Below are 24,634 nucleotides of genomic sequence, written 5' to 3' on the forward strand. Positions count from 1 at the left end.
TTCAGGAGCAACACGCATGGCGGTAGCATTCATCTCTCACCCGGATTGCGCGCTCCATGAGGTGGGCGCTCATCACCCGGAGTGTCCAGCCCGCCTGAGCGCCATCAATGATCGGCTGATCGCTTCGGGCATCGACGCCTACCTGGATTTCCACGAAGCTCCGGCCGCCAACGACGAACAGATCCTGCGTGCCCACAACGCGTCCTACCTCGCCGAACTGCGTGCCGGCGTGCCTGCGCAGGGGGTGTTCCATCTGGATGCCGACACCGTGCTCGGGCCGCATTCGCTGCAGGCCGCCGTGCATGCGGCCGGCGCCGGCGTGCTGGCCACCGATCTGGTCATCGGCGGGGGTGCCGACAGCGCGTTCTGTGCCGTGCGCCCGCCGGGGCATCACGCCACCCGCTCCCGCGCGATGGGCTTCTGCCTGCTCAACAACATCGCCATCGCCGCGCTGCATGCCTTGGAGGCGCACGGCCTGCAGCGCGTGGCAGTGGTGGATTTCGACGTGCATCACGGCAACGGCACTGAAGACATTCTCGGGGACGAGCCCCGCGTGATGATGGCGAGCATTTTCCAGCACCCGTTCTACCCGTACAGCGGCACCGAAGGCGTGCCCGGGCACTGGGTCAACGTGCCGGTCAAGGCCGGGCTGCGCGGAGCGGAGTTTCGCGACATCGTCAGCACTCGGTGGTTGCCGGCGCTTGAAGCCTTCGCGCCCGAGATGCTGTTCATCTCGGCCGGTTTCGACGCGCACTACGAAGACGACATGGCGTCCTGCGGTCTGGTGGAGGCCGACTATGCGTGGGTGACCGAGCAGTTGCGTGCCTTCGCCGTGCGCCACTGCCAGGGGCGAATTGTTTCGATGCTTGAAGGCGGCTATGCCTTGTCGGCGCTCGGGCGGGCTGCCGTGGCGCATGTGCGGGCACTGGCTGATCTTTAGTCGCCAGCGGTGTTTGCCCGCATCGCGCGGTGAAAAGTCGGATGGCGGGGCTGGTCGTGTCGTTTGCTTCAGGTAGAATCGCGACTTTGGTCCACGCTCTGGCACTTCATGATTACCGGTTCCCTGGTCGCAATCGTCACCCCCATGCTTGAAGACGGCCGTCTCGATTTCGAGCGGCTCAAGTCGCTTGTCGACTGGCACATCGAACAGGGCACGGACGGCATCGTCATCGTCGGCACCTCCGGCGAGTCGCCCACCGTCGACATGGATGAGCACTGTGAGCTGATTCGCGTCACCGTGGAGCACGCCGCCGGGCGTATTCCGGTGATTGCCGGCACCGGCGCCAATTCCACCACCGAAGCCATCGAGCTGGCCCAGTACGCCGCCAAGGTCGGCGCTGTCGCGCACCTTTCCGTGGTGCCGTACTACAACAAGCCCACGCAGGAAGGCCTGTACCGTCACTTCCGCAGCATTGCGGAAGCCGTCGAGCTGCCGATGATCCTGTACAACGTGCCGGGTCGCACGGTGGCCGACATGGCCAACGACACGACGCTGCGTCTGGCTGAAATTCCGAACATCATCGGTATCAAGGACGCCTCCGGCAGCATCGACCGCGCCTGCGACCTGATCGAGCGTGCGCCGAGTGAATTCGCGCTGTATACCGGCGATGACATGACCACCGCGGCCTTCCTGCTGTTGGGTGGGCATGGCGCAATCTCGGTCACGGCCAACGTCGCGCCACGTCTGATGCATGAAATGTGCACTGCGGCGCTGGCGTCCGATGCCGCGACCGCGCGCGACCTCAACCGGCAGTTGTTGTGGTTGCACCGTAACCTGTTCTGCGAGGCTAACCCGATCCCGGTAAAGTGGGCCGTGCAGCAGATGGGGCTGATCGAGGGCGGTATCCGCCTTCCGCTGACGCCGCTTTCCGACGCTTTCCACGAGCGCGTGCGCGAATCCATGCGCCGCGCCGGAATCAAGCTCTGACACGCTAGGAATTTTCACGCTCATGAACGCAAAGCTTCTCAGCTCGGTATCGGTTCTGGCGCTGGTGGTCGGCCTTTCCGGTTGTTCTTCCACCAACGGCCTGATGGAAGGCAAGAAAATCGACTACAAGAGTGCTCGCCCGGTAGGCAACACGCTTGAAGTGCCGCCCGACCTCACCGCGCCCACGCGTGATGATCGCTACGCCGTGCCGGATGTCTCGCCGCGCGGTGTCGCCACGTTCTCGGCCTACCAGGGTGATCGCGATGCCGCAGCGGTTTCGCGCAACGAGGAAGTGCTCTCGCCGGTCGACAACATGCGCATCGAGCGCGCCGGCTCGCAGCGCTGGCTGGTGATCCGTGGCAACCCGGATGACCTGTGGCCGCAGATCCGCGAGTTCTGGGGTGAAGTCGGCTTCATCCTCAACGTCGATCAACCCACCATCGGCATCATGGAGACCGACTGGGCCGAAGATCGCGCGCAGATCCCGCAGGATTTCATCCGTCGCACCATCGGGCGGGTTTTCGACAGCGTGTTCTCCACCGGCACGCGTGACAAGTTCCGCACGCGCCTCGAGGCAGGCTCGGAGCCGGGCACGGTCGAGATCTTCATCAGCCACCGTGGTGCCGAAGAGGTGTATTCCAATACCCAGCAAGACAGCACCATGTGGCAGCCGCGCGAGCCGAACCCCGAGCTCGAAGTCGAAATGCTGCGTCGCCTGATGGTCTATCTGGGCGCCGAAGAAACGCGTGCCACGGCGGTATTGCAGGCCGAGCAGGTTGCTCCGCGCGCTACCTTGGGTCTGCCCGATGGCCGCATGGGTGTGGCGATGGATGAGTCCTTCGATCGGGCCTGGCGTCGTGTCGGTCTGGCGCTTGACCGTATCGGCTTCACCGTTGAAGACCGTGACCGCTCGCAAGGCCTGTTCTACGTGCGCTACATCGATCCCGACGCGGAGGCACGCGCCAAGCAGGGCCAGAAGCAAGGCTTCTTCTCCCGCATGCTGTCGTTCGGTGGCTCGAAGAAAGCGGCCGAGGACGGGTCCGAGTACCGCATTCTGGTCGAGGGCGACAGCAGCGCATCGCGCGTTACCGTGCTGTCCCGCGAGGGGGGTACCGAAACCGGTGCCACGGCGCGCAACATCCTCACGCTGCTGCAAGAGCAGCTGCGCTGAGCTCACGAGCGCAGTCAAAAAAGGCGCCCCGAGGGGCGCCTTTTTTTGTCGTTGGGCCGTCCGAGACAAAAATCCCTCCCTCAGGCGGGCACCGCGACGCAGTGACAAGCGCGGGGGCTTTTCAGGTGTCGGGAAAGTCCGGTTGGCCCAGTCCGTCGCAGTACAGACGGTGGAGCAGGGTCAGTGTGTCGTCCGACAGGCCGGCTCCGGCTTCGAGGCGGCGTGCATGTGCCAGAGCGGACAGCGTGGCGATGTCCGCTCCGCAGGTTTCCAGCGCTTCGCCATTGAGGTGGAATTCGCCATCGCGCAGCAGCAAAAGCGCACCGGGATCGAGCATGAAGCCATTCTTGGCGACTGCCGTTGCGAAACGCTTGGCGGACAGCGGCTCATCAGGTGGCACGAAGAACACCGAGGGTTTGGGCTCGCTCAGGTAGTGCCCGAGAAAGGCGGCGACATCGTCCCGACTCCAGCGGATGCCGTTGAGCATCTCGGTGACCTTGTCGACCATGGCGTCGCTGATTTCCGCCGAGTTGGTTTGCAGCGTCAGATCGGGGTCGGTGTACATGCCGGGCAGGTCGATGCGCTCACTCATCCAGCCGAGAAACTCGCTGCCCAGCTCCTGCGCTTTGGGCGCGCGGAAGCCGATGGAGTAGGTGGTGCATTCACCGATGGCCGTGCCTTCGTGCGCATAGCGCGGGGGCAGGTAGAGCATGTCGCCGGGCTCCAGCACCCACTCTTCGGTGGGCTTGAAGTCGGCAATCAGTTTGAGCGGGGCGCCTTCGACCAGCTTGTGCTCGGTCTGGTCGCCGATGCGCCACAGGCGCTTGCCCGTACCTTGCAGCAGGAATACGTCGTAGCTGTCAAAATGCGCGCCGATACCGCCCTGGTCGGTGGCGTAGCTCACCATCAGATCGTCCAGACGCGCCTGGGGGATGAAGTCGAAGCGGTGCAACAACTCGTCGGCCTCGCGTACCCACAGGTTGAGGCCCTGCACCAGCACCGTCCAGGGTTGCTTGCGCCCCTTCAGCGCCGACGCTTTCTGCGGGCCACGCGTGACCTGCCAGCCCTTGGCTGCGTCGTTGCGGATCAGGCGCGATTCCACGTCGTCGTCACAGGCGAGCTCGAACAGCTCTTCGAGCTCGACGACGCCGTTGAAACCCGGGATGGCCTGACGGATGAGCAGCGGCTTCTTCTGCCAGTACTCGGCGAGGAATTGTTGGGGCGTGATGCCCCCGAGAAGTTGGGTAGTCATGGCCGAATTATCCCCGATCCGCCGTGTTCGAGGCGCGGCGAGCCAGTAAAATGTCCGGCTGCGCGACGCGCCCTGCGGTGTCGTTGCGGCGCGCACACCTCAACTCATCTGCGGAACCAAGCATGCAAGTAGCCACCATCGAGTCGCTGGATCACGAAGGCCGAGGCGTGACCCACGTGGATGGCAAGGCCGTGTTCATCGAGGGTGCGTTGCCGGGCGAGCAGGTGGAGTACGCCGTGCATCGCTCGCGCCCGAGTTACGAGTTGGCTGATCTCGTTCGCGTCATTACGCCGAGTGCGCAGCGCGTGCAGCCGCGTTGCCCGCTTTACGGCACCTGTGGCGGCTGTTCGATGCAGCATCTGGATTCGACGGCACAGGCCGCGGTGAAGCAGCGCGTGCTCGAGGACGCGCTGTGGCACGTCGGCAAGGTGCGCGCCGAGAGTATCTTCCCGGCCATTCATGGGCCGAGTTGGGGGTATCGCTTCCGCGCCCGTATCGGTGTCCGTCATGTGCCGAACAAGGGCGGCGTGCTGGTGGGGTTTCGCGAACGCAACAGCAGTCATCTGGTGAACATGTCGAGCTGCGACGTGTTGCCGCCACACGTCTCAAGGCTGTTGCCCAAGCTGCGCGAGCTGATCGGGAACCTGTCGATTCCCGACCGCATTCCACAGATCGAACTGGCCATGGGGGATGACGACGTTACGGTTTTCGTCTTTCGCCACCTCGAACCGCTCAACGCGACGGACATCTCCAGGCTCACCAACTTCGGCAAGGGCTTTGGCGTGCAGGTGGCGCTGCAACCCAAAGGGCCGGACAGCATTCACCGCGTGTATCCCAAAGATGCGCCGGGGCTCACTTACGGCCTGCCGGAATTCGACGTGAAGCTGCATTTCCGGCCGACCGATTTCACGCAGGTGAACGTGCAGCTCAACCAGTTGCTGATGCGCCGGGCCATGCAACTGCTCGACCCGCAACCGGGCGAGCGTATCGCCGACCTGTTCTGTGGGCTCGGCAACTTCAGCTTGCCGATTGCGCGCAGCGGTGCGCGAGTGATGGGCATCGAAGGCAGCGACACGCTGGTTGCGCGTGCCTTTGAGAACGCCCGCGCCAACGGCCTTGAGGCCAACAGCGAATTCCACGCGGCCAACCTGTTCGAGGTCACCGACGACAGCCTGGCGGCGCTGGGCACCTTCGACAAGATGCTCATCGACCCGCCGCGCGATGGCGCGATTGCGGTGGTCAAGGCCTTCGGCGCCGACGCCCCGCAGCGCATCGTGTATGTGTCCTGCAACCCGGCCACCCTGGCGCGCGACGCAGCAGTGCTGGTGCGCGAGAAGGGCTATGTGTTGCGTGGCGCCGGCATCGCCAACATGTTCCCGCAGACTTCGCACGTCGAATCCATCGCATTGTTTGAACGCAAGGCCTGACGCGGGCCGGGGCGACGCGGTATACTCCGCGGCGCGCCTGCAACGGCGCGGGCCATGCGGCCCGATCCAAGTCAAAACGGAAGCGTGGCAGAGTGGTTGAATGCAACGGTCTTGAAAACCGTCAGGGGTTTGCGCCCCTCGTGAGTTCGAATCTCACCGCTTCCGCCAATCAATCCGGCTGTCAGCACGGCCGGTCAGCAGCAAACCATCCAAAGCCGCGTACCCTCGCGGCTTTGTGGTTTTCAGGCCCTCAGCAGGCCTTGGTGCGGTGGTCTTGCTCCATTCTGCGCTGCGTTGCGCGAGACGGGCGTTTCATTCGGGGATATCCAAGGGCTTCATGGCACAGAACGTCGAACCAACGTCCCTGGTCGTCGATTTCGTCGGCGGCGCAGTGGGGCATCGCTTTCGCTCGGGTGAGGGGCGTGGACAGCCGCTGGCGAAGGCCGCGGGGTTCGCGAGTGGCGTCACGCCGGATGTGGTCGATGCAACTGCCGGCCTGGGGCGTGACGCCTTCTTTCTGGCGTCGCTGGGTGCGCGCGTGACCTTGATCGAGCGCTCCGCGCAGATGTACGCGCTGCTGCTCGAAGGGCTTGAGCGCGCACGCGCCGAGGGCGGACGCCATGCCGAAACCGTGGCGCGCATGACCTTGTTGCATGGCGATTCGTGCCTGTTGCTGCCGGAGCTGAAACCGCAGGTGGTGCTGGTGGACCCGATGCACCCACCGCGCGGCAACACCGCGCTGGTAAAGAAGGAAATGCGCCAGATTCGCGAGATCGTCGGTGTGGATGCGGATTCGACGCAACTGATGCAGGTGGCCCTGGAGGCGGCGCAATGCCGCGTGGTGTTGAAGTGGCCCTTGCGTGCCGAGCCCATGGCCGGAGTGCGCAAGCCCTCGCATCAGATCATCGGCAAAAGCACGCGCTACGACGTTTTCGTGAAGGCCAAGATCGCGCCAGACGCAAAGTAGGTCGCGCCGCGGTGTCTTGAAGCGCAAGCGTGCTCACCGGATGGTCGGGACGCCGCGTTATCATCACCGCACCCGCTGCAGCAAATCGCGTGCCGTCACGCCACACGCTGCAGCCGTCCGAACCCGAGAGAGCCGCATGGACATCACCACCCCTGCCTTGTTGTTCCCCGCAATCTCCTTGCTGATGCTGGCGTACACCAACCGCTTTCTGACCCTGGCGACGGTGATTCGCGGCCTGCATGCCTCGCGCGACCCGCACGCGCCCATCGTGTTGCGGCAGATTCCGGGGCTGAAGCACCGCATCGTGTTGATCAAGTACATGCAGGGCTTCGGCGTGCTGAGCTTTCTGCTGTGCGCGCTGTCGATGTTCGGCCTGTATCTGAACGAGGTTCAGGCGGGCAAATGGATGTTCGGCGCGAGTCTGCTGGCTCTGGTGATCTCGTTGCTTATGTCGCTGGCCGAGGTGCTGATCTCGACCAATGCGCTGTCCATCGTGGTGGAAGACATCGAGGCCGAAGTGTCTTCCGACACGGGCGCAGAGCCGCGGGCCTGAGCCGTGACGCGTGTCGTGGTCTTCAACAAGCCGTATGGCGTGATCTGTCAGTTTTCCGGCGACGGTGCGCGCCCGACGCTGAAGGATTTCATTCCGGTGCAGGGGGTGTATGCCGCCGGGCGTCTGGACACCGACAGCGAAGGTTTGCTGGTGCTCACCGACGACGGCAGCCTGCAGCATCGCATTGCCGACCCGGGCACCAAGCAGCCTAAAACCTATCTGGTGCAGGTTGAGGGCGAGCCCGACGAGGTCGCGCTGGCCGCCTTGCGCGCGGGCGGACTCGATCTGGGCGACTTCCGCACGCAGCGCTGTGAAGCGCGCAGCGTGCCCGAGCCGGATTGGCTGTGGCCGCGTGACCCGCCGGTGCGCTTCCGCAAGAGCGTGCCGACGTCATGGGTCGAGATCGTGTTGCGCGAGGGCAAGAACCGGCAGGTGCGGCGCATGACGGCCAAGGTGGGTTTCCCGACCTTGCGGCTGGTGCGCACGGCCATCGGCCCGTGGTCGCTCGACGGACTGTCGCCGGGGCAGTGGCGCGAGGCGTCCGCCGCCGGCTTGCGCGGGCCGAAGTGAGCGCCAGGCGCCGCTGCGTGCGTTTAGAATCCAACCAGCCACTTGTTCCGGACTAACGATGACTTTCCGCCGCTTTTTCGTTCTGCTGTCGTTTGTGTTTTTCGTGCCGGTTGCGTTCGCGCAGCAGATGCCGCTGGTGCAGCTCACCGCCGGCATGTACCGCATCACGGCCGAACTGGCCAGTACGCCGGATACGCGGCAGGTGGGGCTGATGCACCGGCAGAGCATGGCGGAGAACCGCGGCATGGTGTTTGCCTTCGAGTTCGACGCCACGCATTGCATGTGGATGCGCAATACGCTGATTCCGCTGTCGGTGGCCTTTCTGGATGCCGATGGCACCATCATCAACATCGAAGACATGCAGCCGCAGACAGAGACCAACCATTGCGCGGCCAAGCCGGCGCGCTATGCGCTGGAAATGAACCTGGGCTGGTTTGCGCAGCGCGGCATCGCCGCCGGAGACCACATCGGCGGCGCCAGCAGCCTGCGCCCGGCGCGCTGAGCGCCTCGTTGCGCTGAGCATCCCTCCGCGCGTTCCGGCACAAGTGCCGAATTAGGGCAAAAACCCCGTCTTTATCCACCGGCAAATCTTGCCGCCCCCTCACCATAATTGCCGCACGTGGTCGTCTGTCCGCAGTTTTGCGGGGCGATCCACGCTGGAGCGGCAATGGCCGATGAAAGCGATCTAGAGAAGACAGAACAACCAACCGGACGGCGAATAGAGCAGGCCCGGGAGGAAGGGCAGGTTCCGCAGTCGCGCGAGCTGTCGACGTTCTTCGTGCTGATCGCGGGCGTCACCGGCCTGTGGATGATGGGCGGATGGGTCAGTCAGCGCATCACCGATACCTTGCGGCACGGCTTTTCGTTCGAGCGTGCGGCGGTGTTCGACACGGTCTTGATGCTGCGCACCTTCAATCTGGTCTTCACCGAGGTGCTGATCACCATGCTGCCGCTGTTTGCGGTGCTGATGGTGGCGGCGCTGGCAGCGCCGATCGCGCTTGGCGGCTTCGTGTTCTCCAGCAAGGTACTGGCGCTGAAACCAGAGCGCATGAACCCGCTCAAGGGGCTGGGCCGCATGTTCTCGGTGCATGGCCTGGCCGAGTTGGTGAAGTCGGTGCTCAAGACGGTGGTCATCGGCTCGCTCGCCGTCTTCGCTGTGTGGCGCGAGCGCGAGCACGTGTTTGCGCTGATGAATCGCTCGCTGCAGCAAGCCATTCCCGAGTTCTTTCAAACGCTGTTGTTTGCCTCGCTCATTATCGTTTTGGGGCTGGCCATCATCGCCATGATGGATGTGCCCTTCCAGCTATGGCAGTACCACCGCCGCCTGCGCATGACGCGCGACGAAGTGAAGCGCGAAAACAAGGAGCAGGAGGGCGACCCGCATCTCAAAGCGCGCATCCGCAGCATCCAGCGCGAGATGGCACGCCGCCGCATGATGGCCGAGGTGCCCAAGGCCGACGTGGTGGTGACCAACCCGACGCACTTTTCGGTGGCGCTGAAATACGACAGCGGCAAGATGGGCGCGCCGGTGGTGGTCGCCAAGGGGGTGGGTGCGGTGGCACTGAAGATTCGCGAGATTGCCGCCGAGCACGATGTGCCGCTGCTCGAGGCGCCGCCGCTGGCGCGCGCGCTCAACGCCCATTGCGAGCTGGGCCAGGCCGTGCCGGCGCAGCTCTACACCGCCGTGGCCGAGGTCATGGCCTACGTCTATCAACTCAACACGTGGTTGTCACGCGGCGGGCGCAAGCCCGTCGTGCCGACCGATCTGGACGTGCCGGAAGGCATGGACCCGGGCGCGGTTGCCTGAGCATGGCGAGCCTGCCGAACGAGGCCGATGAATGAATAACGCACTGAACCTGCGCGCCATCGCGCGACCGGAAAACCTGGCTCTGCTGGGGGCGCCGATCTTCATCATCATGGTGTTGTCGATGATGGTGCTGCCGCTGCCGCCGTTCGCGCTGGACCTGTTCTTCACCTTCAACATCGCACTGGCGGTAATGGTGTTGCTGGTGGCGATGTACACCAAGAAGCCGCTGGATTTCTCGGTGTTCCCCACGGTGTTGCTGGTCACCACGCTGCTGCGGCTGGCGCTCAACGTGGCGTCCACCCGCATCGTGCTGCTTGAGGGGCACAACGGCCCGGACGCCGCCGGCAAGGTCATCGAGGCCTTTGGCTACTTCCTGGTGGGGGGCAACACAGCCATCGGTCTGGTGGTGTTCGGGATTCTGGTGCTGATCAACTTCGTGGTGATCACCAAGGGCGCCGGCCGTATCGCCGAAGTGAGCGCGCGCTTTGCCCTGGACGCCATGCCGGGCAAACAGATGGCCATCGACGCCGACCTCAACGCCGGCCTGATCAACGAGGACGAAGCCAAGCGCCGCCGCAAGGAAGTGTCGCAGGAGTCCGATTTCTTCGGCGCCATGGACGGTGCCTCGAAGTTCGTGCGCGGCGACGCCATCGCCGGCATCCTGATTCTGCTCATCAACATCATCGGCGGTCTGGTGGTGGGCGTGGTGCAGCACGACATGAGCATGGGTGCCGCAGTCGAGACCTACACGCTGCTGACCATCGGCGACGGCCTGGTGGCGCAGATTCCGGCACTCATCGTGTCGGTGGCAGCGGGCTTGGTGGTGTCGCGCGTGGGCGGTGACGATTCGGAAGACATCGGCGGCCAGGTGATCGGCCAGGTGTTCGCCAAGCCGCAGGTGATGATGTTGAGCGGCGGCATCATCGGCGTGCTGGGCCTGATTCCGGGCATGCCCAACCTGGTGTTCATCCTGATTGCGTCTGGCCTCTTCGGTCTGGCATGGCATCGCCAGCAGAGTCTGGAGCGCGCGAGTCTGGCGGCCGAGGAGAGCGCAGCTTCCGCCGAGCCGCAACCCGCTGCTGCGCAGGAAGCGCAAGAGGCGAGCTGGAACGACGTGCAGCCGGTGGACGTGCTGGGGCTGGAAGTCGGCTACCGCCTGATACCGCTGGTGGACAAGGGGCAGGGCGGCGAGCTGCTCAAGCGCATTCGTGGCCTGCGCAAGAAGTTTGCGCAAGAGGTGGGCTTTCTGCCTGCGTCGGTGCATATCCGCGACAACCTCGAACTCAAGCCCAACGCCTACCGCATTTCGCTCAAGGGCGTCGAAGTCGGCGCGGGCGAAGCGTGGCCGGGGCAGTATCTGGCGATCAACCCAGGCCATGTTGCCGGGCCGCTGGCGGGGCGCGAGACGCGCGACCCGGCGTTCGATCTGCCGGCCGTCTGGATCGATCCGGCGCAGCGCGAACAGGCGCATGCGCTGGGCTACACAGTGGTGGATGCCGGCACGGTAGTGGCGACCCACCTCAATCACCTGATTCTCAATCACGCTGCCGAACTGCTCGGCCGGCAGGAAACCCAGCAGCTCATCGACCACATCGCCAAGGATTCGCCGAAGCTGGTCGAAGACCTGGTGCCGGGTCAGTTGCCCTTGTCGGTGGTGCAGCGCGTGCTGCAGCAACTGCTCGAAGAGGGCGTCAACATCCGCGACATGCGCAGCATCATCGAGGTGCTGGCCGAGAGCGCGCCGCGCATCCAGGATCCGGTCGAGCTCACCGCCCGAGTGCGCGAGACGCTGGGCCGCTCGATTTTGCAGAGCTTGTTCCCCGGCAACGGCGAGGTGCAGGTCATCGCCCTCGAGCCGACACTCGAGCGCATCCTCACGCAAGCCATGGGCGCGCAAGCAGGCAATGGCGGCGCCATCGAGCCGGGGCTGGCCGACAGCATGCTGCGCCAGACCGCCGATGCCGCGCAGCGCATGGAAGATGCTGGCGTGCCGCCGGTGCTGCTGGTGCCGCCGCAACTGCGTCTGCTGTTGTCGCGCTTCCTGCGCCGTGCGGTGCCGTCGCTAAAAGTCATCGCCAATACCGAAGTGCCGGAGTCGCGCACCGTGCGCGTTACCTCGATGGTGGGCGGAGCGGCCTGAGCCGGCATTTGAAGAACGGATTAAGCGGGAACATTCCCGTTTATTCCGCCGTCGCCCAAGCCGGGTGGGCGGGAATAATGGGCTCATGCTGCGCTACAGGCGCGGACTGTCTGGAGAACCGGAATGAACGTCAAGCGCTACTTTGCCGCCACTGCCCGCGAGGCGCTGCGCGCCCTCAAGGCTGAATTGGGCGCCGACGCCATCGTGCTGTCGAACCGCGCCGTTGAAGGTGGCGTGGAGATCCTCGCGTTGCCGGCGGATGCGGTGGGTGCAGTGACCACGCCGCCGCGCAAGGAAGAGGCGCCGGCTCCGGTTGCATCGTTTGCCGACGAAGACGAGGATTGCCGCGTGAGTCTGGGTGGCCCGCGCACGCAGCCAGCCGCCCAGCCGGCCCCGCAGCGCATCCGCCCCTTCGAGCCGCCGCGCATGGAAACCCCCGATTACCTGATCCGCAAGCGTGGCTACGAGAATGTCGAGGCTCCGGCTCAGCCGTCGCAGCGCCCCGCAGCCCAGCCGCGCGCCGAAGCCGCGTCGGCTCGTGCGGAAGCGCGCACGCCTGAGCAGGCGCTGACGACCGAGCCCCCGATTGCCCGCGCGCCCGAGCCCAAGGCGCAGGCGCCGCGCGCCGCTGAAGATCCGCGCATTGCCGAACTGCAGCAAGCCAACGCCCGCCTGATGGCCGAGCTGGGCGGCATCCGCGGCATGATCGAACGCCAGCTTGCAGCCTTCGCCTGGGGCGACACGCGCCGCAACGCGCCGGGGCGTGCCGAAGTGCTGGGTGAATTGCTCGATGCCGGTTTTGCCACGCGCCTCGCACGCAAGCTGGTGGAGTCGGTGGATGAAGCGCACAGCGCTGACGAGGCTCGCCTTGCCGTGCGCAACACGCTGGCGCGCGATCTGCGCGCGATGTCGTCGGACGCCGACCTGATCGACCGCGGCGGGGTGTTCGCGCTGGTCGGCCCGACCGGCGTCGGCAAGACCACCACCACAGCCAAGATCGCTGCGCGCTGCGTGGTACGCCACGGCGCCGACAAGATCGCGCTGATCACCACCGACGGCTACCGCATCGGGGCGCAGGAGCAACTGCGCATCTACGGCCGCATTCTGGGTGTGCCGGTGTTTCCGGTGCGCGACGCGTCCGACCTGCGCCAGACCATTGCCGAGCTGCGCGGCAAGCACATGGTGTTGATCGACACGGTGGGCATGAGCCAGCGCGACGAGATGGTGGTCAAGCAAGCCGCCATGCTGTCGGGCGCGGGCAACGTGCACCGCCTGTTGCTGCTCAATGCCACGGCCAGCGGCGAGACCCTGGATGACGTGATCGAGGCCTATCGCGGGTCGGATCTGGCCGGCTGCGTGATGACCAAGGTGGACGAAGCCGTGTCGCTGGCGCCGGCCGTAGGCGCCGCCATCTCGCACGGGCTGGAAGTGTTTTACGTCACCAATGGCCAGCGCGTGCCGGAAGACCTGCATCTGCCCAACCGTGCTTACCTGCTGCACCGCAGCCTCAATGCCCGCGTGCGTGACAGCTCGTGGAAGCTCGATGCCGATGAGGCGGCCCTGAAATTCGCAGCCGGCGCGGGAGCCTGACATGAACTGCAGCATGCTCGCCACGCGTCTGAAAGCGCCGTGGATGGCCTGCGCTTTCGCGCGTGAATCGGGAGGACAGGCATGATCGACCATCACGAAGATCAGGCGGCCGGTCTGCGCAGACTTTTCCGCCGTGCCCCGCCCACGGTGGTGGCGCTGTATGCCACCGGGCGCGACCGCGCCGTCACCGCCGTGCGCACGGCGTTCCGCCTGGCAGCGCGTGCCGAGCGCGTATTGATTCTGGATGAGGCGCGTGGTGAGCAATCGCTGGTCGGTGCGCTCGGCTTGGACGAGGGCGTGGATCTGCTCGGCGTGTTGGGTGCCCAGGTGGATGTGCGCACGCTTGTGCAGCCGGTGCCCGGTCTGGTTGGCCGCGTGCCGGTCAGCGCGGCGGCGCTGGCCTTGCCTCTGCTCGATGAAGAGCGGCGTACCAGTCTGATCGAAGCGCTGCGTTCGCTGTATCGCCATGCCGGCTTCGTGCTGGTGCACGCCAGTGCCGAAGAGGCGGCTGACCCGTCGCCGTTCGTGGTGGCCGCGCCGCGCCGCCTGTTGGTGGCCGAGGCCAGTCGCACTGGTGCCCTGGAAGCCTATGCCGTCATCAAGGGGCTGGCCGGCGCCGGCGCCGGCTCGATGCATGTGGCGGTTTCGGGGGCGCGCACGCGCGAAGAGGCCGCGGCGTTCTTCAACAGTCTCGATACGCTGGTGCGCAATCACGTCGGCGTGCCTTTGGCGTGGCTGGGTGAAGTCGGGCGTGACGATCTGGCCGGCGGGCTATCGGCCGAGGCCGGGCAGTCGTCCCCCCGCGAGCCGGAGGCGGCTTTTCTGCGCAGGCTTGCGGCACTGAGTGGCGGACGCCTGGTCGCGTCACGTCGCGCCGCGAGCTGAGGAATCATTGCGCATGTTCATCCTCACTCGAAAAGTCGAAGCTGCAGCAGGCCATTCCCGCTCGGGTGGCGTGCATAATGTCGGCAAAGGGCGAGTGGCGTCCCGCAATACCCGGGCACTGTGGATGTACGATTCAGAAGGCAACCCTGACAAGGCACACCTCGTCGAGCTGTACGCACCGCTGGTCAAGCGCATCGCCTATCACCTGATGGCGAAGCTGCCGGCCAGCGTGCATGTCGACGATGTCATGCAGAACGGCATGATCGGTCTGCTCGACGCCGTCTCGCGCTACGAAGACGGCCTCGGTGCGCAGTTCGAAACCTACGCGGCCCAGCGCATCCGCGGCGCCATGCTCGATGGCCTGCGCGAAGACGACTGGATGCCGCGCAGCCTGCGCCGCGACATGCGACGTGTCGAATCGGCCGTGCAAAAGCTCGAACAGACCCTCGGGCGTCCCCCCTCCGAAACCGAACTGGCCGAAGCGGTCGGCGTGCCGCTCAACGAATACCAGCAGATCCTGCAGGATGCACGCGGTCACCAACTGGTGTATTTCGAGGATTTCAGCGGCGCCGAGGATGAAGACTTTCTCGACCGCCACATCGTCGCCGAAGACACCAACCCGCTGGGCCTGATCGAAGATGCCGATCTGCGTCGCACGCTGGTGCAGGCCATCGAAGACTTGCCCGAGCGCGAGCAGCTGGTGATGAGCCTGTATTACGAAGAAGATCTCAACCTGCGCGAAATCGGCGAGGTGCTGGGTGTCACCGAATCACGCGTATGTCAGTTGCACAGTCAGGCGGTGGCGCGACTGCGCTCGCGCGTGTTCTCCGATGGCGCGCCTGCGGCCGCGCCCAAACGCCGTGGCCGTCCGCCGCGCGTTAAATCCTGAGCGGTGACTTCATGGATCGGATAAGCGTTTTCGGTCTGATTCTGGGCATTGCCGCCATCGTGGCCGGGCAGATGCTCGAAGGCGGTCACGTCACTTCGCTGCTGCAGCCCACGGCGTTGATGATCGTCATCGGTGGCACCCTCGGCGCAGTGATGCTGCAAAGCCCGCTGCGCGTGTTTGTGGACGGTATGCGCATGACGCGCTGGGTGTTCGTGCCGCCGCCCGACCGTGGTGAACAGCTCATTGGTCTGGTGACGCACTGGGGGGCTACGGCGCGACGCGACGGATTGCTGGCGCTCGAGCCTCGCATCCAGGAGCAGCGCGACCCGTTTTTGCAGCGCGGGCTGCAGTTTCTGGTCGATGGCATCGAGCCGGATCGCCTGCGTGAGCTGATGCATGTGGAGATCGACGCCTCTGAAGCGCAGATGAAGCTCGGCGCCCGTGTGTGGGAATCCGCCGGTGGCTATTCCCCGACCATCGGCATCCTCGGCGCCGTGCTGGGGCTGATTCACGTCATGGAAAACCTCACCGAGCCCTCACGCCTCGGGGCCGGCATTGCGGTGGCCTTCGTCGCCACGATCTACGGCGTGGGCTTCGCCAACCTGGTCTTCCTGCCGTTCGCCAAGAAACTGCAGGCGCACATCGCGCGCATCTCCGCCGAGCGCGAGATGATCGTCGATGCGCTGGTGGGCATCGGCAACGGTGAAAACCCGCGCATCATCGAAGCCCGCATGCGCGGCTATCTGGTGTGACGCCGGCATGCCGCGCCGCCGACGCCGCGAGGAACACCACGAGAATCACGAGCGTTGGCTGGTTTCGTACGCGGATTTCATCACGCTGCTGTTCGCCTTTTTCGTCGTCATGTATGCGCTGTCGTCGGTCAACGAAGGCAAGTACCGCATTCTTTCGGATTCGCTGCTGACGGCGTTTCGCAGTGTCACGGTGAATCAGGAGAGCGAGCAGCTGGCGGTGGCGCCCATTGTGGTGCCGATTCGCCCGGCGCCGCCGGTCAGCCAGACGGAGCGCAATGCCAGCGGGCAGGGCGATCAGATGGTGCATATCCGCCGCATGAGCGAGAGCATCCGCCGCTCGCTCGAGCCCCTGACCCGCACCGGCCAAGTGAATATCTCGGAGGGGGCGCACGGCATCACGGTCGAGATCAACGCCAGTCTGCTGTTCTCGTCAGGTGAATCGGCGCTGCAGATCGGTGCGCAGTCGCCGTTGCGTGCGATTGCGCAGGTGTTCGCAGCGGGTGATTTTCCGGTGGTGGTCGAAGGGCATACCGACAACACACCGATCAGCACGGCACGCTTCCCGTCGAACTGGGAGCTTTCTTCCGCTCGTGCTTCATCCATCGTGCGCGTGTTTGCCGACGCGGGCATTCCGCCGGCACGCCTGTCCGCCGTCGGATATGCCGATCAGCGCCCGATTGCCGAAAACCTCACCGAAGAGGGGCGCGCACGCAACCGCCGCGTGACGATCCGCCTCGACGCCATGTACAACGATCCGCCGCCGCTGGCGCCGGGCAACATCCGCCAGAGCGACCCGCTTCACACCTTGCTGCCCTGAGCAAATGTCTTTGGCTCTCAGCCCTAGCCAGTTGCGCCGTGTTGCGTCGCGGCCGATACGCGGCGCATATAGCGTTACTGCATTTCGATGGACTGCTTCACGAGCTGCAACTCCATGATCTCGCGCGCGACTTCGCCGAGCACGCGCTTGCGCAATTCGTCCATCGACTCGCCGACGTCGCTGCGGCAGCGTGCGGCGAGGTCGTGGTTTGCGTGGAAACCAGTCAGGTAGCTCCCGTATCCGTACTGCATGCGTGGGCCGTCGCAGCGACGCTCTTCGCTTTTGACCGAGCCTTGCACGGTGCCTCGGTGCGTCTGCACTCCACCCGTATGCACGGTCACCACGTAGCTGTACTCAATCTCCCGTCCGCCGTGAACGATGTCTACGACATAGGTTGAATGCGGCGAAAACCGACGATGAGCGTAGAACGGGTCGATGTCGTAAGCCGGATAAAGCAGCGTCTGCGCGCGTTGCGGGAGACTGCGTTCCTCGTGGCGGATGCGCTTGACGGTGACCGTCTGCAACCGCGGGTCGGGCTCTTCAGACCACTCGATGCCGGGAGTCTGCGGGGCGATCATGCCGAGCAGGTCGGCCCGCATGAAGTGATCGGCGCCCTCGACGACAAGCACGGCATGCGTCGTCAACTCTGAGCGGCGACGGGCGGCAAAGGTCTGCGCGATCGGTGCGACGAGATCGATCTCGCTGCGGCGCACGTTCATCTGCGGCAGCAGGGCGACGAGTTCGCGACCCTCGGCGCTGTCGGCCCCGACGTGCTGCACGTACTGAACGAAACCGCGAAGCGGCCGGCCCCCGCCATTGACGAGTTGTTCAACGGTGCGCGCGACGACAAGGCGATGCGGTTCGCCGTGCTGCAGCATCGGCAATTCGTCGAGGGGGTCATCGAGCGTGAAGGGCAGCGCACCGCTGCGGTTGGCTTCAACGATCGCGCGCTCGGACTGCGCTTCGAGCGCGGCGACGCGCGCTGCGGGCAGCACGTCAGCGGCACGCAGCTTGCGCAGCGTTGCAAGGTGATGGGGGGCCGCTCTGGGAGTCGCGAGCACGGTGGCGCCAGGCTCCAGATACGATGCGAGCACTTCGGACGCCTGCGGGCGGGCGGCGAACAGCTCGCGCAGCCGTGCGTCGCCGGTCGCGCGCTCCAGCGCAGCGACCATCTGTCGTCCGGCCAGGGCCGTATCGTTGCGGTCGAGTGCGCGACTTGCTTCTGCGACGTGCCAAGTCGCTTGCGCGCTTGGGTCACTCGGATATCCGCCAAACGACGCGCAGGCGGCAAGCGTTGCGCACAGCAGAACAATGAGGGCGAAGTGGAGCGGGGAACGGCACGAGGTGGTCATCGGCATGCGGGCTGTCCGGCTGGCACGCGACGGCGGTCGCGCGGTGTGCATCATCGGCGGTGTCGAGCTCGCGCCATCATCTTGAAGACTCTGGCGCGGCGGCGAATTTCATCCACGATACCCCCAAGCGCAACATCCGTGGGGGCACCTCCGGCGAAGCGCTGCCTGCCGGGTGAGCAAAGCGGTTTCCGCGCGTTCGCTCAATGACTTGCGTTGCTTGCTCAGGGCCTGTCCCCAAGCCTATCCACAGGATCTGTGGATAGTGGGTCGCAGCGAGACGAGTGACTTGGAAAATGCGGCAGCACCTCTTGGGCGACCTCTTCCATGACCTCGTCAGCCGGCCGTTGGCCGCGTTTGAAGCCGAGGGCAACATGATTGACTCCGACCCCGCGCAGTCGTTCGAGCAATTCAATCATCAGATTGCGGCCCAGGCGGTAGCCCGAGCGAATCGGTTCGAGCTCGGCGTTGGGGTCTTCCGCGAGGTCGATGTGCAGGGGTTGGGCGAAGGGCTTGAAATCCGCGCCACTTTGCTCGACCGCGTCACGCCAGTTCTGCATGACGATGCTCTGCGTGTTCGGGCTGTTGGAATACATGATCCATGCGTCGCAGTTGGCGGCGATCCACGGCGGGTCCTGTCGGCAATGGCCGGTGATGCCGATGGGAATGCGTTTGTACAGCGGCTTTGGGATCAGGTCGGCCTTGGCCAGCGTGCCCAGAGGTGAATTGATGTTGGGGTAGCTCTCGTACAGCAGGCGGTTGAAGTAACCCAGCGTCTCGCGAAAGATCTCGCCGCGCTTTTCGATGTCGAGCCCGAAGGCGGGGAACTCCACCGCCCGGTCGCCCGAGGCGATACCCAGAAACAAGCGGCCGCCCGACAGCTGATCGACCGAAGCGGCGGCCTTGGCGAGCGTGATCGGGTGGTTGAGCGGAAACACGATGGAGCCGGTGGCCAGCGTGATGTTGCGCGTGTGCCCGGTGATCAGCCCCAGCCACACCCACGGGTCGTAGATCTGCCCGGTGTCGCCGAAGCTCGGGTCGCGCAGCGGCACGTCGCGCGTCCATAGGGCGGCATAGCCCAGCTCGTCGGCGCGCTTGGCCAGCTCCAACTGACGGCTCATGTCGGGCAGGTCGTCGGTGTAGTTGTCGATCGCGAAAAACAGCCCGAGCGTGAGTTTGTCGCGCGCGAACATGCGGCGGTAGCCCGGTGAGTCGGGCGGCACGTACGGCTCCGGCGGCGCCTCGGCAGCGGGCTTGCGGAATGACCCCGCTGCCTTCTTAGGCGCCACGAAAGGTTTGCGTCCGAGGTGGTCGTCGGGGGAGGGGCCGAGAATCAGCTTGCGCAATTGCTTGCGCCAAGGCGCTGCGGGGCGGTCGGAGGACAATCGGGACTCCTGTCGGGTGAGGACGCCGAAGGACGATTCTAGCCTGCCCGAGGCGCACGCTGCGCCATCATGAAGGTGTGCCGGGCTGGCCAGTCCTGTGGTGCGAGAACGTTTGCGACAGTGGCGGCTCCAAGCCAATCCTTCCGAACACCCCGTTGCAAAGGATCCCATGACCACCTTGTTCGACCCCATCCGCATCGGTGACATCGAGCTCGCCAACCGCATCGTGATGGCACCGCTGACGCGCAACCGCGCCCACAATCAAACGCCCGACGACCAGACCGTGGAGTATTACCGCCAACGCGCCACCGCCGGCCTGATCATCACCGAGGCTACCCAGATCAGCCCGATGGGTCAGGGCTACCTCGACACGCCGGGCATCTACAGCGCCGAGCAGGTGGCGGCGTGGAGAAAAGTCACCGATGCCGTGCATGCCGCCAGCGGGCGCATCGTGATCCAGTTGTGGCATGTCGGCCGCATTTCACACTCCTCGCTGCTGCCGGACGGCGCCCAGCCAGTGTCGTCGACCGCCCGCCGCCCGAATGCCAAGACCTTCACCGCCGAAGGTTTCGTGGATACGTCTGCGCCGCGTGCGCTGCGCGACGATGAACTCCCCGCGCTGGTGGAGGACTACCGCCGTGCCGCACGCAATGCCGTGGCGGCGGGTTTCGACGGCATCGAAGTCCACGCCGCGAACACCTATCTGCTCGAACAGTTTCTGCGCGACAGCGTGAACGACCGCAGCGGCCCGTACGGCGGCAGCATCGAGAACCGTGCGCGTCTTCTGATCGAGATCATGCAGGCCGTATGCAGCGAGATCGGCGCAGGGCGCGTCGGCATCCGGCTGAGCCCGCTGACGACGTTCAACGACACCCCGCTCGACAGCGCTCCGCAGGCGCTTTATGGCTATGTGGTGGAGCAGCTCTCGCCGCTCGGGCTGGCTTACACTCATGTCATTGAGGGCGAGACCGGCGGAGCGCGTGAGCCCGAGGGGGCTCCGCAATTCGACTATGCGGCACTGCGCAACGCCTTCCCCGGCGCCTGGCTGGTGAATAACGGTTATGACCGGGGCACGGCCATGCAGGCGGTTGGTAGCGGCGCTGCAGATCTGGTGGCTTTCGGTGTGCCGTTTCTCGCCAACCCGGATCTGGTGCGCCGCCTGCGTGAAGGAGCCGGTCTTAATCAGCCGGATACCCGCACCTTCTACGGCGGCGGGGCCAAGGGCTACATCGATTACCCCACGCTGGACCAGATCAGGCAGGCTTGAGTGGCGGGCCGGGCGACGGCTCGGACTGCGCTGGTGTATCCTCGGGACGGAAGACGCCTTTGCCGTGTTCCGTCCTTGAGGCGGCACACGGCGTACATTTCTCCGCCCGACTTCTCATCTGGATGCCCCAAGACTCCGCTTCAACCGCTACCCCTGACCGTCTCAATACCTTGCTCGACCGCTTCGAGCGCTGTTTCAAGCGCCTCGGACAGGCGAGCGATTTTGCGCGCCCCGCCCATGCCGCAGAGGTGCTGGATGCGGCGCGTCCCTTGTTGTGTCTGCCGGGCGGGGTGGCCGCGTTGTACGAGCGGGCAGGGGCTTTGCAGGTGGCGGGGGTATTCGCCGGAAGTGATTGGGAGTATCCCGAGCGCCTGCAGCCGCAACTCGTTCCCGGGACGCTGAAGTTCGCCGAAGTGCGCGTGGTGACGCTGGAGTGCCTGAGCCTGCTGCGTTGGCTGGCGATTGCCGAGGGCCGCGCCACACACCCGGGCATTGCGGCCGAGCAGGCTGTGCACTTCCTGCGCGAGGTGCTGGCGGTCAATCTGGATTTCGTTTTTGATCGCGCCACCGAGCTGTCGCGCGAGCGCCGCACCGAGGGGGCACGCCAGGTGTTTGCTTTTTTGGCGGAGCACATCGGCTATGACTCCATGCTCGAACAACTGGTCGAGGAAGTCTGGCGCATCATGCGTCAGCGGCCGGTCAAGGTCGATGGCGTCAAGACCATGATCACCAAACTGGCGGTGTATCTGGACGACCCGCAAACCGGCGTGAATGGCTTGCGCGGGGCGGACCGATTGATCAGTGCGCTGTTCGGGCCGACCCAGGGCACGCATTACGACCCCGGTGTGGAGGCGTACCGCGAGGCGCTGGCGCACATGGACGTGCAGACGCTCAAGCAGGAGGCCAGCGGGTTTGCGCGGGCAATGGCGGACACCGGCCTGGTGTCGGTGTACCACCCGGTGCTGATGCGCTGGTTGCTCGAACAGCAGCCCGACCTGATTCCGGTGGCTTTGGGCCTGAGCACCACCGGCACCGAGAGCTATCTGAACTTCAACGAACTCGTTCGCGAACTCATTGACCGCACGGCTCACCCCGAGACCTGTCAGGCGATCTACGGCCTGTCGTGCCTGCTCGAACGCGGCATCCTGTTCTCCCCGCCGCTGGTGCCGGCACTGTGGCGCCAGATCCGTCTGCCTTTGCACGCGCGCACCGCCGAGATGCTGACCCGTGTGTTCGGCCCCGGGCTGTCGCCCGAAGCGCACCTGCTGGCAGGTTTGCTCAATGTGCTCGGGCAGCCGTTCGGCGTGGGGCAGGGGCATAACCCCACGTGCCAGGCCGCACGCGCCATTTCGATGTGGGCATGGAACGACCCGGATTACCTGATGCAACTGGTGGCCTGGGCAGCACGTGACGGCGCCATCACCATGCATTTCGAGGGGCAGCCGCTCGATTCGTCGCTGCTGCCCGCGGGGCTGGTGGATGTGCTCAACCTCGATCTCGACCCGGTTTCCCTGCTGCTGGTGCCACATCTGGACCGCATCTATTTCGGCATGGGGCGCCTCGCGGCAGGGCGTGGTGAAGACCCGCACAAATGGGTCAACCCCGAGTTTCACGGTTGGTGGGTGGTGCGTGGTTTTGCCATCGCGGTGGACGTCGCCAGCGGGCTGCTCGAACGCTACGACGAATTCGTGCGTGATTTTCACGCCTCGTACCACCCGCACTACAACGGCAATCACGTACAGATCCACCCGCAGCCGGCCGGTGTGGCGGTGACCGATTCGGGCGGGCGCTTTGTCGGCTGGCATGCCATTACGCTGATTCGTACTGCGCCCGATCTGCGCGGCGAGATGCGCGCCTATTTCTACAACCCCAACAACGACGGCGGGCAGGACTGGGGTTGTGGCGTGGTGGTGTCCACCGAAGGCAACGGGGAGCACTTCGGCGAATCCTCGCTGCCGTTCGCGCAACTGGCCTCGCGCGTGTACATCTTCCACTTCGACCCGCAGGACCACGGCAACCCCACGGTGGTGCCCGAGGAGGCCGTTGCCAATGTGCGTGCGATGGCCGTCGAAAGCTGGGCGCGCGAGCGCGTACCCGCTGCATCGAACGCCGATTCGGCAGCGACGGGCGGGGCGACCGGAGCGCTCTGACCCGCGCAGGTTTGGGGCCGTCGGGTTGACAGCCCCTTGGTATGGCGGGCATGGTGGGGCCTCGAAGCGGGGGTTGGACCACCTCGCGCGCAGCAGGCTGCGCGCACCCGCGACGTTCTCAGTCCGTTGATCACGGACGTCTGGTATTTCCCGGCCGCGGCCGATCGCTTTGCCCCTCGCAGTGTTGCTGCACCCTCGCAATGCTCCATCGCCGCGCGTCCCCTTCGTCGTCACGCAGTGCTGTGTGACGACGGCAAATTGCATCGACTTGATGCACGTCGTCTGCCTCGCGCAAATGCGAACGTCCGTTCCATTGCCCGATTTGCAGTGCGGCACTCCGCAAAGGAATCGCTGATGGAAAAGAATCCCGAGAAAGGCTATGTGGCATTGCTGGGCTGGAGCCTGAATGCCGTGGATGCACTGGAGCGTTTCGACCGCCGCTACGTGGTGGTTGCGCCGCCGTGGGCCGAGGCCTATTGCAAGGAGCATGGCATCCCCTACATGTCGTGGGATTTCGAACGCATCAACGACCGCTCGATGGAAATAGCGCAGAAGCTCAAGGACGAGGGCGTGGATGTGGCGATCCCTCTGTTCGAGGAAACCGTGGAATGGGCCGGAGCGATCAATTCGGTGTTGATGAACAACCCGCGCCTGTTCGGGCAATCGATCCTGTTCCGGGACAAGGCGTTGATGAAGCGCCGCGCCCAGTTGGGTGGCATACGCGTGGGCATCTTCGAAGAGGCGCACGACAAGAGCGACGTGGTGCGCTTCCTCAAGCGTGTCAATCAGACCTTGCTCAAGCTCGACGGCGACCCCAACGACCCCATCCACCTCAAGGCCTTCGACAAGGCGGGGTGCCTGGGGCACCGCGTGATCCGCACGCCGGACGAGATCGATGCGATTCCCGACGAGGAATTCCCGGTGCTGATGGAAAGCCATCTGGATGGCTGGGAGTTCGCCGTCGAGGCGTGGGTGCATGGCGGCAAGATCATGTTCCTCAACCTGTCGGAATACGTGACGCTGGGCTACTCGGTATTCGTGCCCGGTACGCCCGAACTTGAGAAGCTGCGGCCGTTGGTGGAGAAACAGATCGAGAAGCTCATCAAGACCTTCGAGATCGATTTCGGCTTCATCCACCCCGAGTACTTCGTGACCAGCGACAACGAGATGTACTTGGGTGAAGTGGCGTACCGTCCGCCGGGTTTCAAGGTCTTCGAGCTGCTTGAACGAGCGTACGGCTTCAACGCCTATCAGGGGCTGGTGCTGGCCTTTGACCCGAAGACCACGCAGGACGAGATCAAGGCTTTCTTCCCGCGCGAAGTGGTCGACGCCAAGGGGCATGCGGGTTGTTTCGGCGTGTACCCGCGCCGCCGCGTAGTGAGCAAGCTCGAGATTCCCCCGGAAACCGAGGATCACGCCTATTTCGAGTCGCACGAACTCACGCCGCCGCTGGAAGAGATCGTAACCAAGCGCACGGCTTTCGGCACGCACTGGGGGCTGGTGTATTTCTTCGGTCCGGATCCCCACGTGCTGCGTGACTTGCTCAAGCATCAGGAGTCGTTGGACTACTACGTTTGAGACGCTCGCATCGAGTCTGCAGAACCGCCCGCTGGGCGGTTTTTTCGTATGTGGATGCGGTGCGCTGTGCAAATCCGCACGCACGCCCCGAGGATCGCGGCGCACGCCAAATCAGCTGAGGTAGCATGAGCTTAACCGCCGTGTTACTTGGGTTTGTT

General features: G+C 64.9%; 21 protein-coding genes and 1 tRNA gene. 19 read left to right on the forward strand and 3 right to left on the reverse strand.

The window, feature by feature from the left end:
• Positions 1 to 16: 16 nt before the first annotated feature.
• The 3 genes from AC6H0W_RS09060 (at position 17) to bamC (ending at position 3,098) form a co-directional block, all read left to right on the forward strand.
• Entirely contained in the window at positions 17 to 940 is a 924-nt protein-coding gene (locus AC6H0W_RS09060) for a histone deacetylase family protein (RefSeq protein WP_497576842.1), read from the forward strand.
• Between the two features lie 108 nt (positions 941 to 1,048).
• The gene (gene dapA / locus AC6H0W_RS09065) at positions 1,049 to 1,927 is read left to right on the forward strand and encodes a 4-hydroxy-tetrahydrodipicolinate synthase (RefSeq protein ID WP_497576843.1); all 879 of its coding nucleotides are present in this window, start codon (positions 1,049 to 1,051) and stop codon (positions 1,925 to 1,927) included.
• Between the two features lie 22 nt (positions 1,928 to 1,949).
• Entirely contained in the window at positions 1,950 to 3,098 is a 1,149-nt protein-coding gene (bamC, locus tag AC6H0W_RS09070) for an NlpB/DapX family lipoprotein (protein WP_497576844.1), read from the forward strand.
• A 121-nt stretch (positions 3,099 to 3,219) separates the two neighbouring features.
• Here the strand turns inward: bamC and AC6H0W_RS09075 are convergent, their stop codons facing one another.
• On the reverse strand, positions 3,220 to 4,350 hold the full coding sequence (locus tag AC6H0W_RS09075; RefSeq protein ID WP_497576845.1) for a JmjC domain-containing protein: 1,131 nt from the start codon (positions 4,348 to 4,350) through the stop codon (positions 3,220 to 3,222).
• A gap of 50 nt (positions 4,351 to 4,400) precedes the next feature.
• On the opposite strand from AC6H0W_RS09075, the gene rlmD reads away from it, so the two are divergent.
• From rlmD to motD, 13 genes are all read left to right on the forward strand, one after another.
• Entirely contained in the window at positions 4,401 to 5,777 is a 1,377-nt protein-coding gene (gene rlmD / locus AC6H0W_RS09080) for a 23S rRNA (uracil(1939)-C(5))-methyltransferase RlmD (protein WP_497576846.1), read from the forward strand.
• 78 nt (positions 5,778 to 5,855) lie between these two features.
• Positions 5,856 to 5,945: transfer RNA gene (locus AC6H0W_RS09085), tRNA-Ser, on the forward strand.
• 169 nt (positions 5,946 to 6,114) lie between these two features.
• On the forward strand, positions 6,115 to 6,744 hold the full coding sequence (locus tag AC6H0W_RS09090; protein WP_497576847.1) for a class I SAM-dependent methyltransferase: 630 nt from the start codon (positions 6,115 to 6,117) through the stop codon (positions 6,742 to 6,744).
• A gap of 136 nt (positions 6,745 to 6,880) precedes the next feature.
• Positions 6,881 to 7,297 carry a DUF2721 domain-containing protein gene (locus AC6H0W_RS09095; protein WP_497576848.1) on the forward strand — a complete coding sequence of 139 codons (417 nt, stop codon included), beginning with the start codon at positions 6,881 to 6,883 and terminating at the stop codon, positions 7,295 to 7,297.
• 3 nt (positions 7,298 to 7,300) lie between these two features.
• The gene (locus tag AC6H0W_RS09100; RefSeq protein ID WP_497576849.1) at positions 7,301 to 7,867 is read left to right on the forward strand and encodes a pseudouridine synthase; all 567 of its coding nucleotides are present in this window, start codon (positions 7,301 to 7,303) and stop codon (positions 7,865 to 7,867) included.
• A 58-nt stretch (positions 7,868 to 7,925) separates the two neighbouring features.
• Positions 7,926 to 8,369 carry a DUF192 domain-containing protein gene (locus tag AC6H0W_RS09105; RefSeq protein WP_497576850.1) on the forward strand — a complete coding sequence of 148 codons (444 nt, stop codon included), beginning with the start codon at positions 7,926 to 7,928 and terminating at the stop codon, positions 8,367 to 8,369.
• A gap of 165 nt (positions 8,370 to 8,534) precedes the next feature.
• Positions 8,535 to 9,674 carry a flagellar biosynthesis protein FlhB gene (flhB, locus tag AC6H0W_RS09110; RefSeq protein WP_497576851.1) on the forward strand — a complete coding sequence of 380 codons (1,140 nt, stop codon included), beginning with the start codon at positions 8,535 to 8,537 and terminating at the stop codon, positions 9,672 to 9,674.
• A gap of 31 nt (positions 9,675 to 9,705) precedes the next feature.
• Positions 9,706 to 11,814 (forward strand): flagellar biosynthesis protein FlhA, encoded by a 2,109-nt coding sequence (flhA, locus tag AC6H0W_RS09115; protein ID WP_497576852.1) that lies wholly within the window; start codon positions 9,706 to 9,708, stop codon positions 11,812 to 11,814.
• Positions 11,815 to 11,937: 123 nt separating this feature from the next.
• Entirely contained in the window at positions 11,938 to 13,404 is a 1,467-nt protein-coding gene (gene flhF, locus AC6H0W_RS09120) for a flagellar biosynthesis GTPase FlhF (protein ID WP_497576853.1), read from the forward strand.
• An 81-nt stretch (positions 13,405 to 13,485) separates the two neighbouring features.
• Positions 13,486 to 14,289 carry a MinD/ParA family ATP-binding protein gene (locus AC6H0W_RS09125; protein WP_497576854.1) on the forward strand — a complete coding sequence of 268 codons (804 nt, stop codon included), beginning with the start codon at positions 13,486 to 13,488 and terminating at the stop codon, positions 14,287 to 14,289.
• A 124-nt stretch (positions 14,290 to 14,413) separates the two neighbouring features.
• On the forward strand, positions 14,414 to 15,178 hold the full coding sequence (locus tag AC6H0W_RS09130; RefSeq protein ID WP_497577333.1) for an RNA polymerase sigma factor FliA: 765 nt from the start codon (positions 14,414 to 14,416) through the stop codon (positions 15,176 to 15,178).
• Between the two features lie 11 nt (positions 15,179 to 15,189).
• Positions 15,190 to 15,930: a flagellar motor protein gene (locus AC6H0W_RS09135; protein ID WP_497576855.1), complete on the forward strand. Its 741-nt coding sequence runs from the start codon at positions 15,190 to 15,192 to the stop codon at positions 15,928 to 15,930.
• Between the two features lie 7 nt (positions 15,931 to 15,937).
• Positions 15,938 to 16,747: a flagellar motor protein MotD gene (gene motD, locus AC6H0W_RS09140; protein WP_497576856.1), complete on the forward strand. Its 810-nt coding sequence runs from the start codon at positions 15,938 to 15,940 to the stop codon at positions 16,745 to 16,747.
• Positions 16,748 to 16,821: 74 nt separating this feature from the next.
• Here motD and AC6H0W_RS09145 read toward each other — a convergent pair whose 3' ends face one another.
• Positions 16,822 to 17,919 (reverse strand): hypothetical protein, encoded by a 1,098-nt coding sequence (locus tag AC6H0W_RS09145; RefSeq protein ID WP_497576857.1) that lies wholly within the window; start codon positions 17,917 to 17,919, stop codon positions 16,822 to 16,824.
• Between the two features lie 401 nt (positions 17,920 to 18,320).
• Entirely contained in the window at positions 18,321 to 19,481 is a 1,161-nt protein-coding gene (locus tag AC6H0W_RS09150; RefSeq protein ID WP_497576858.1) for an LLM class oxidoreductase, read from the reverse strand.
• A gap of 169 nt (positions 19,482 to 19,650) precedes the next feature.
• On the opposite strand from AC6H0W_RS09150, the gene AC6H0W_RS09155 reads away from it, so the two are divergent.
• The 3 genes from AC6H0W_RS09155 to AC6H0W_RS09165 all read left to right on the forward strand — a co-directional run bounded on the left by AC6H0W_RS09155 (position 19,651) and on the right by AC6H0W_RS09165 (position 24,476).
• On the forward strand, positions 19,651 to 20,748 hold the full coding sequence (locus tag AC6H0W_RS09155; RefSeq protein WP_497576859.1) for an alkene reductase: 1,098 nt from the start codon (positions 19,651 to 19,653) through the stop codon (positions 20,746 to 20,748).
• 122 nt (positions 20,749 to 20,870) lie between these two features.
• Positions 20,871 to 22,898 carry a hypothetical protein gene (locus AC6H0W_RS09160; protein ID WP_497576860.1) on the forward strand — a complete coding sequence of 676 codons (2,028 nt, stop codon included), beginning with the start codon at positions 20,871 to 20,873 and terminating at the stop codon, positions 22,896 to 22,898.
• A 354-nt stretch (positions 22,899 to 23,252) separates the two neighbouring features.
• Positions 23,253 to 24,476, forward strand: a complete 1,224-nt coding sequence (locus AC6H0W_RS09165; RefSeq protein WP_497576861.1) for an ATP-grasp domain-containing protein — start codon at positions 23,253 to 23,255, stop codon at positions 24,474 to 24,476.
• Positions 24,477 to 24,634: the final 158 nt, after the last annotated feature.

This window comes from Pseudazoarcus sp. NS20 (assembly GCF_059703745.1).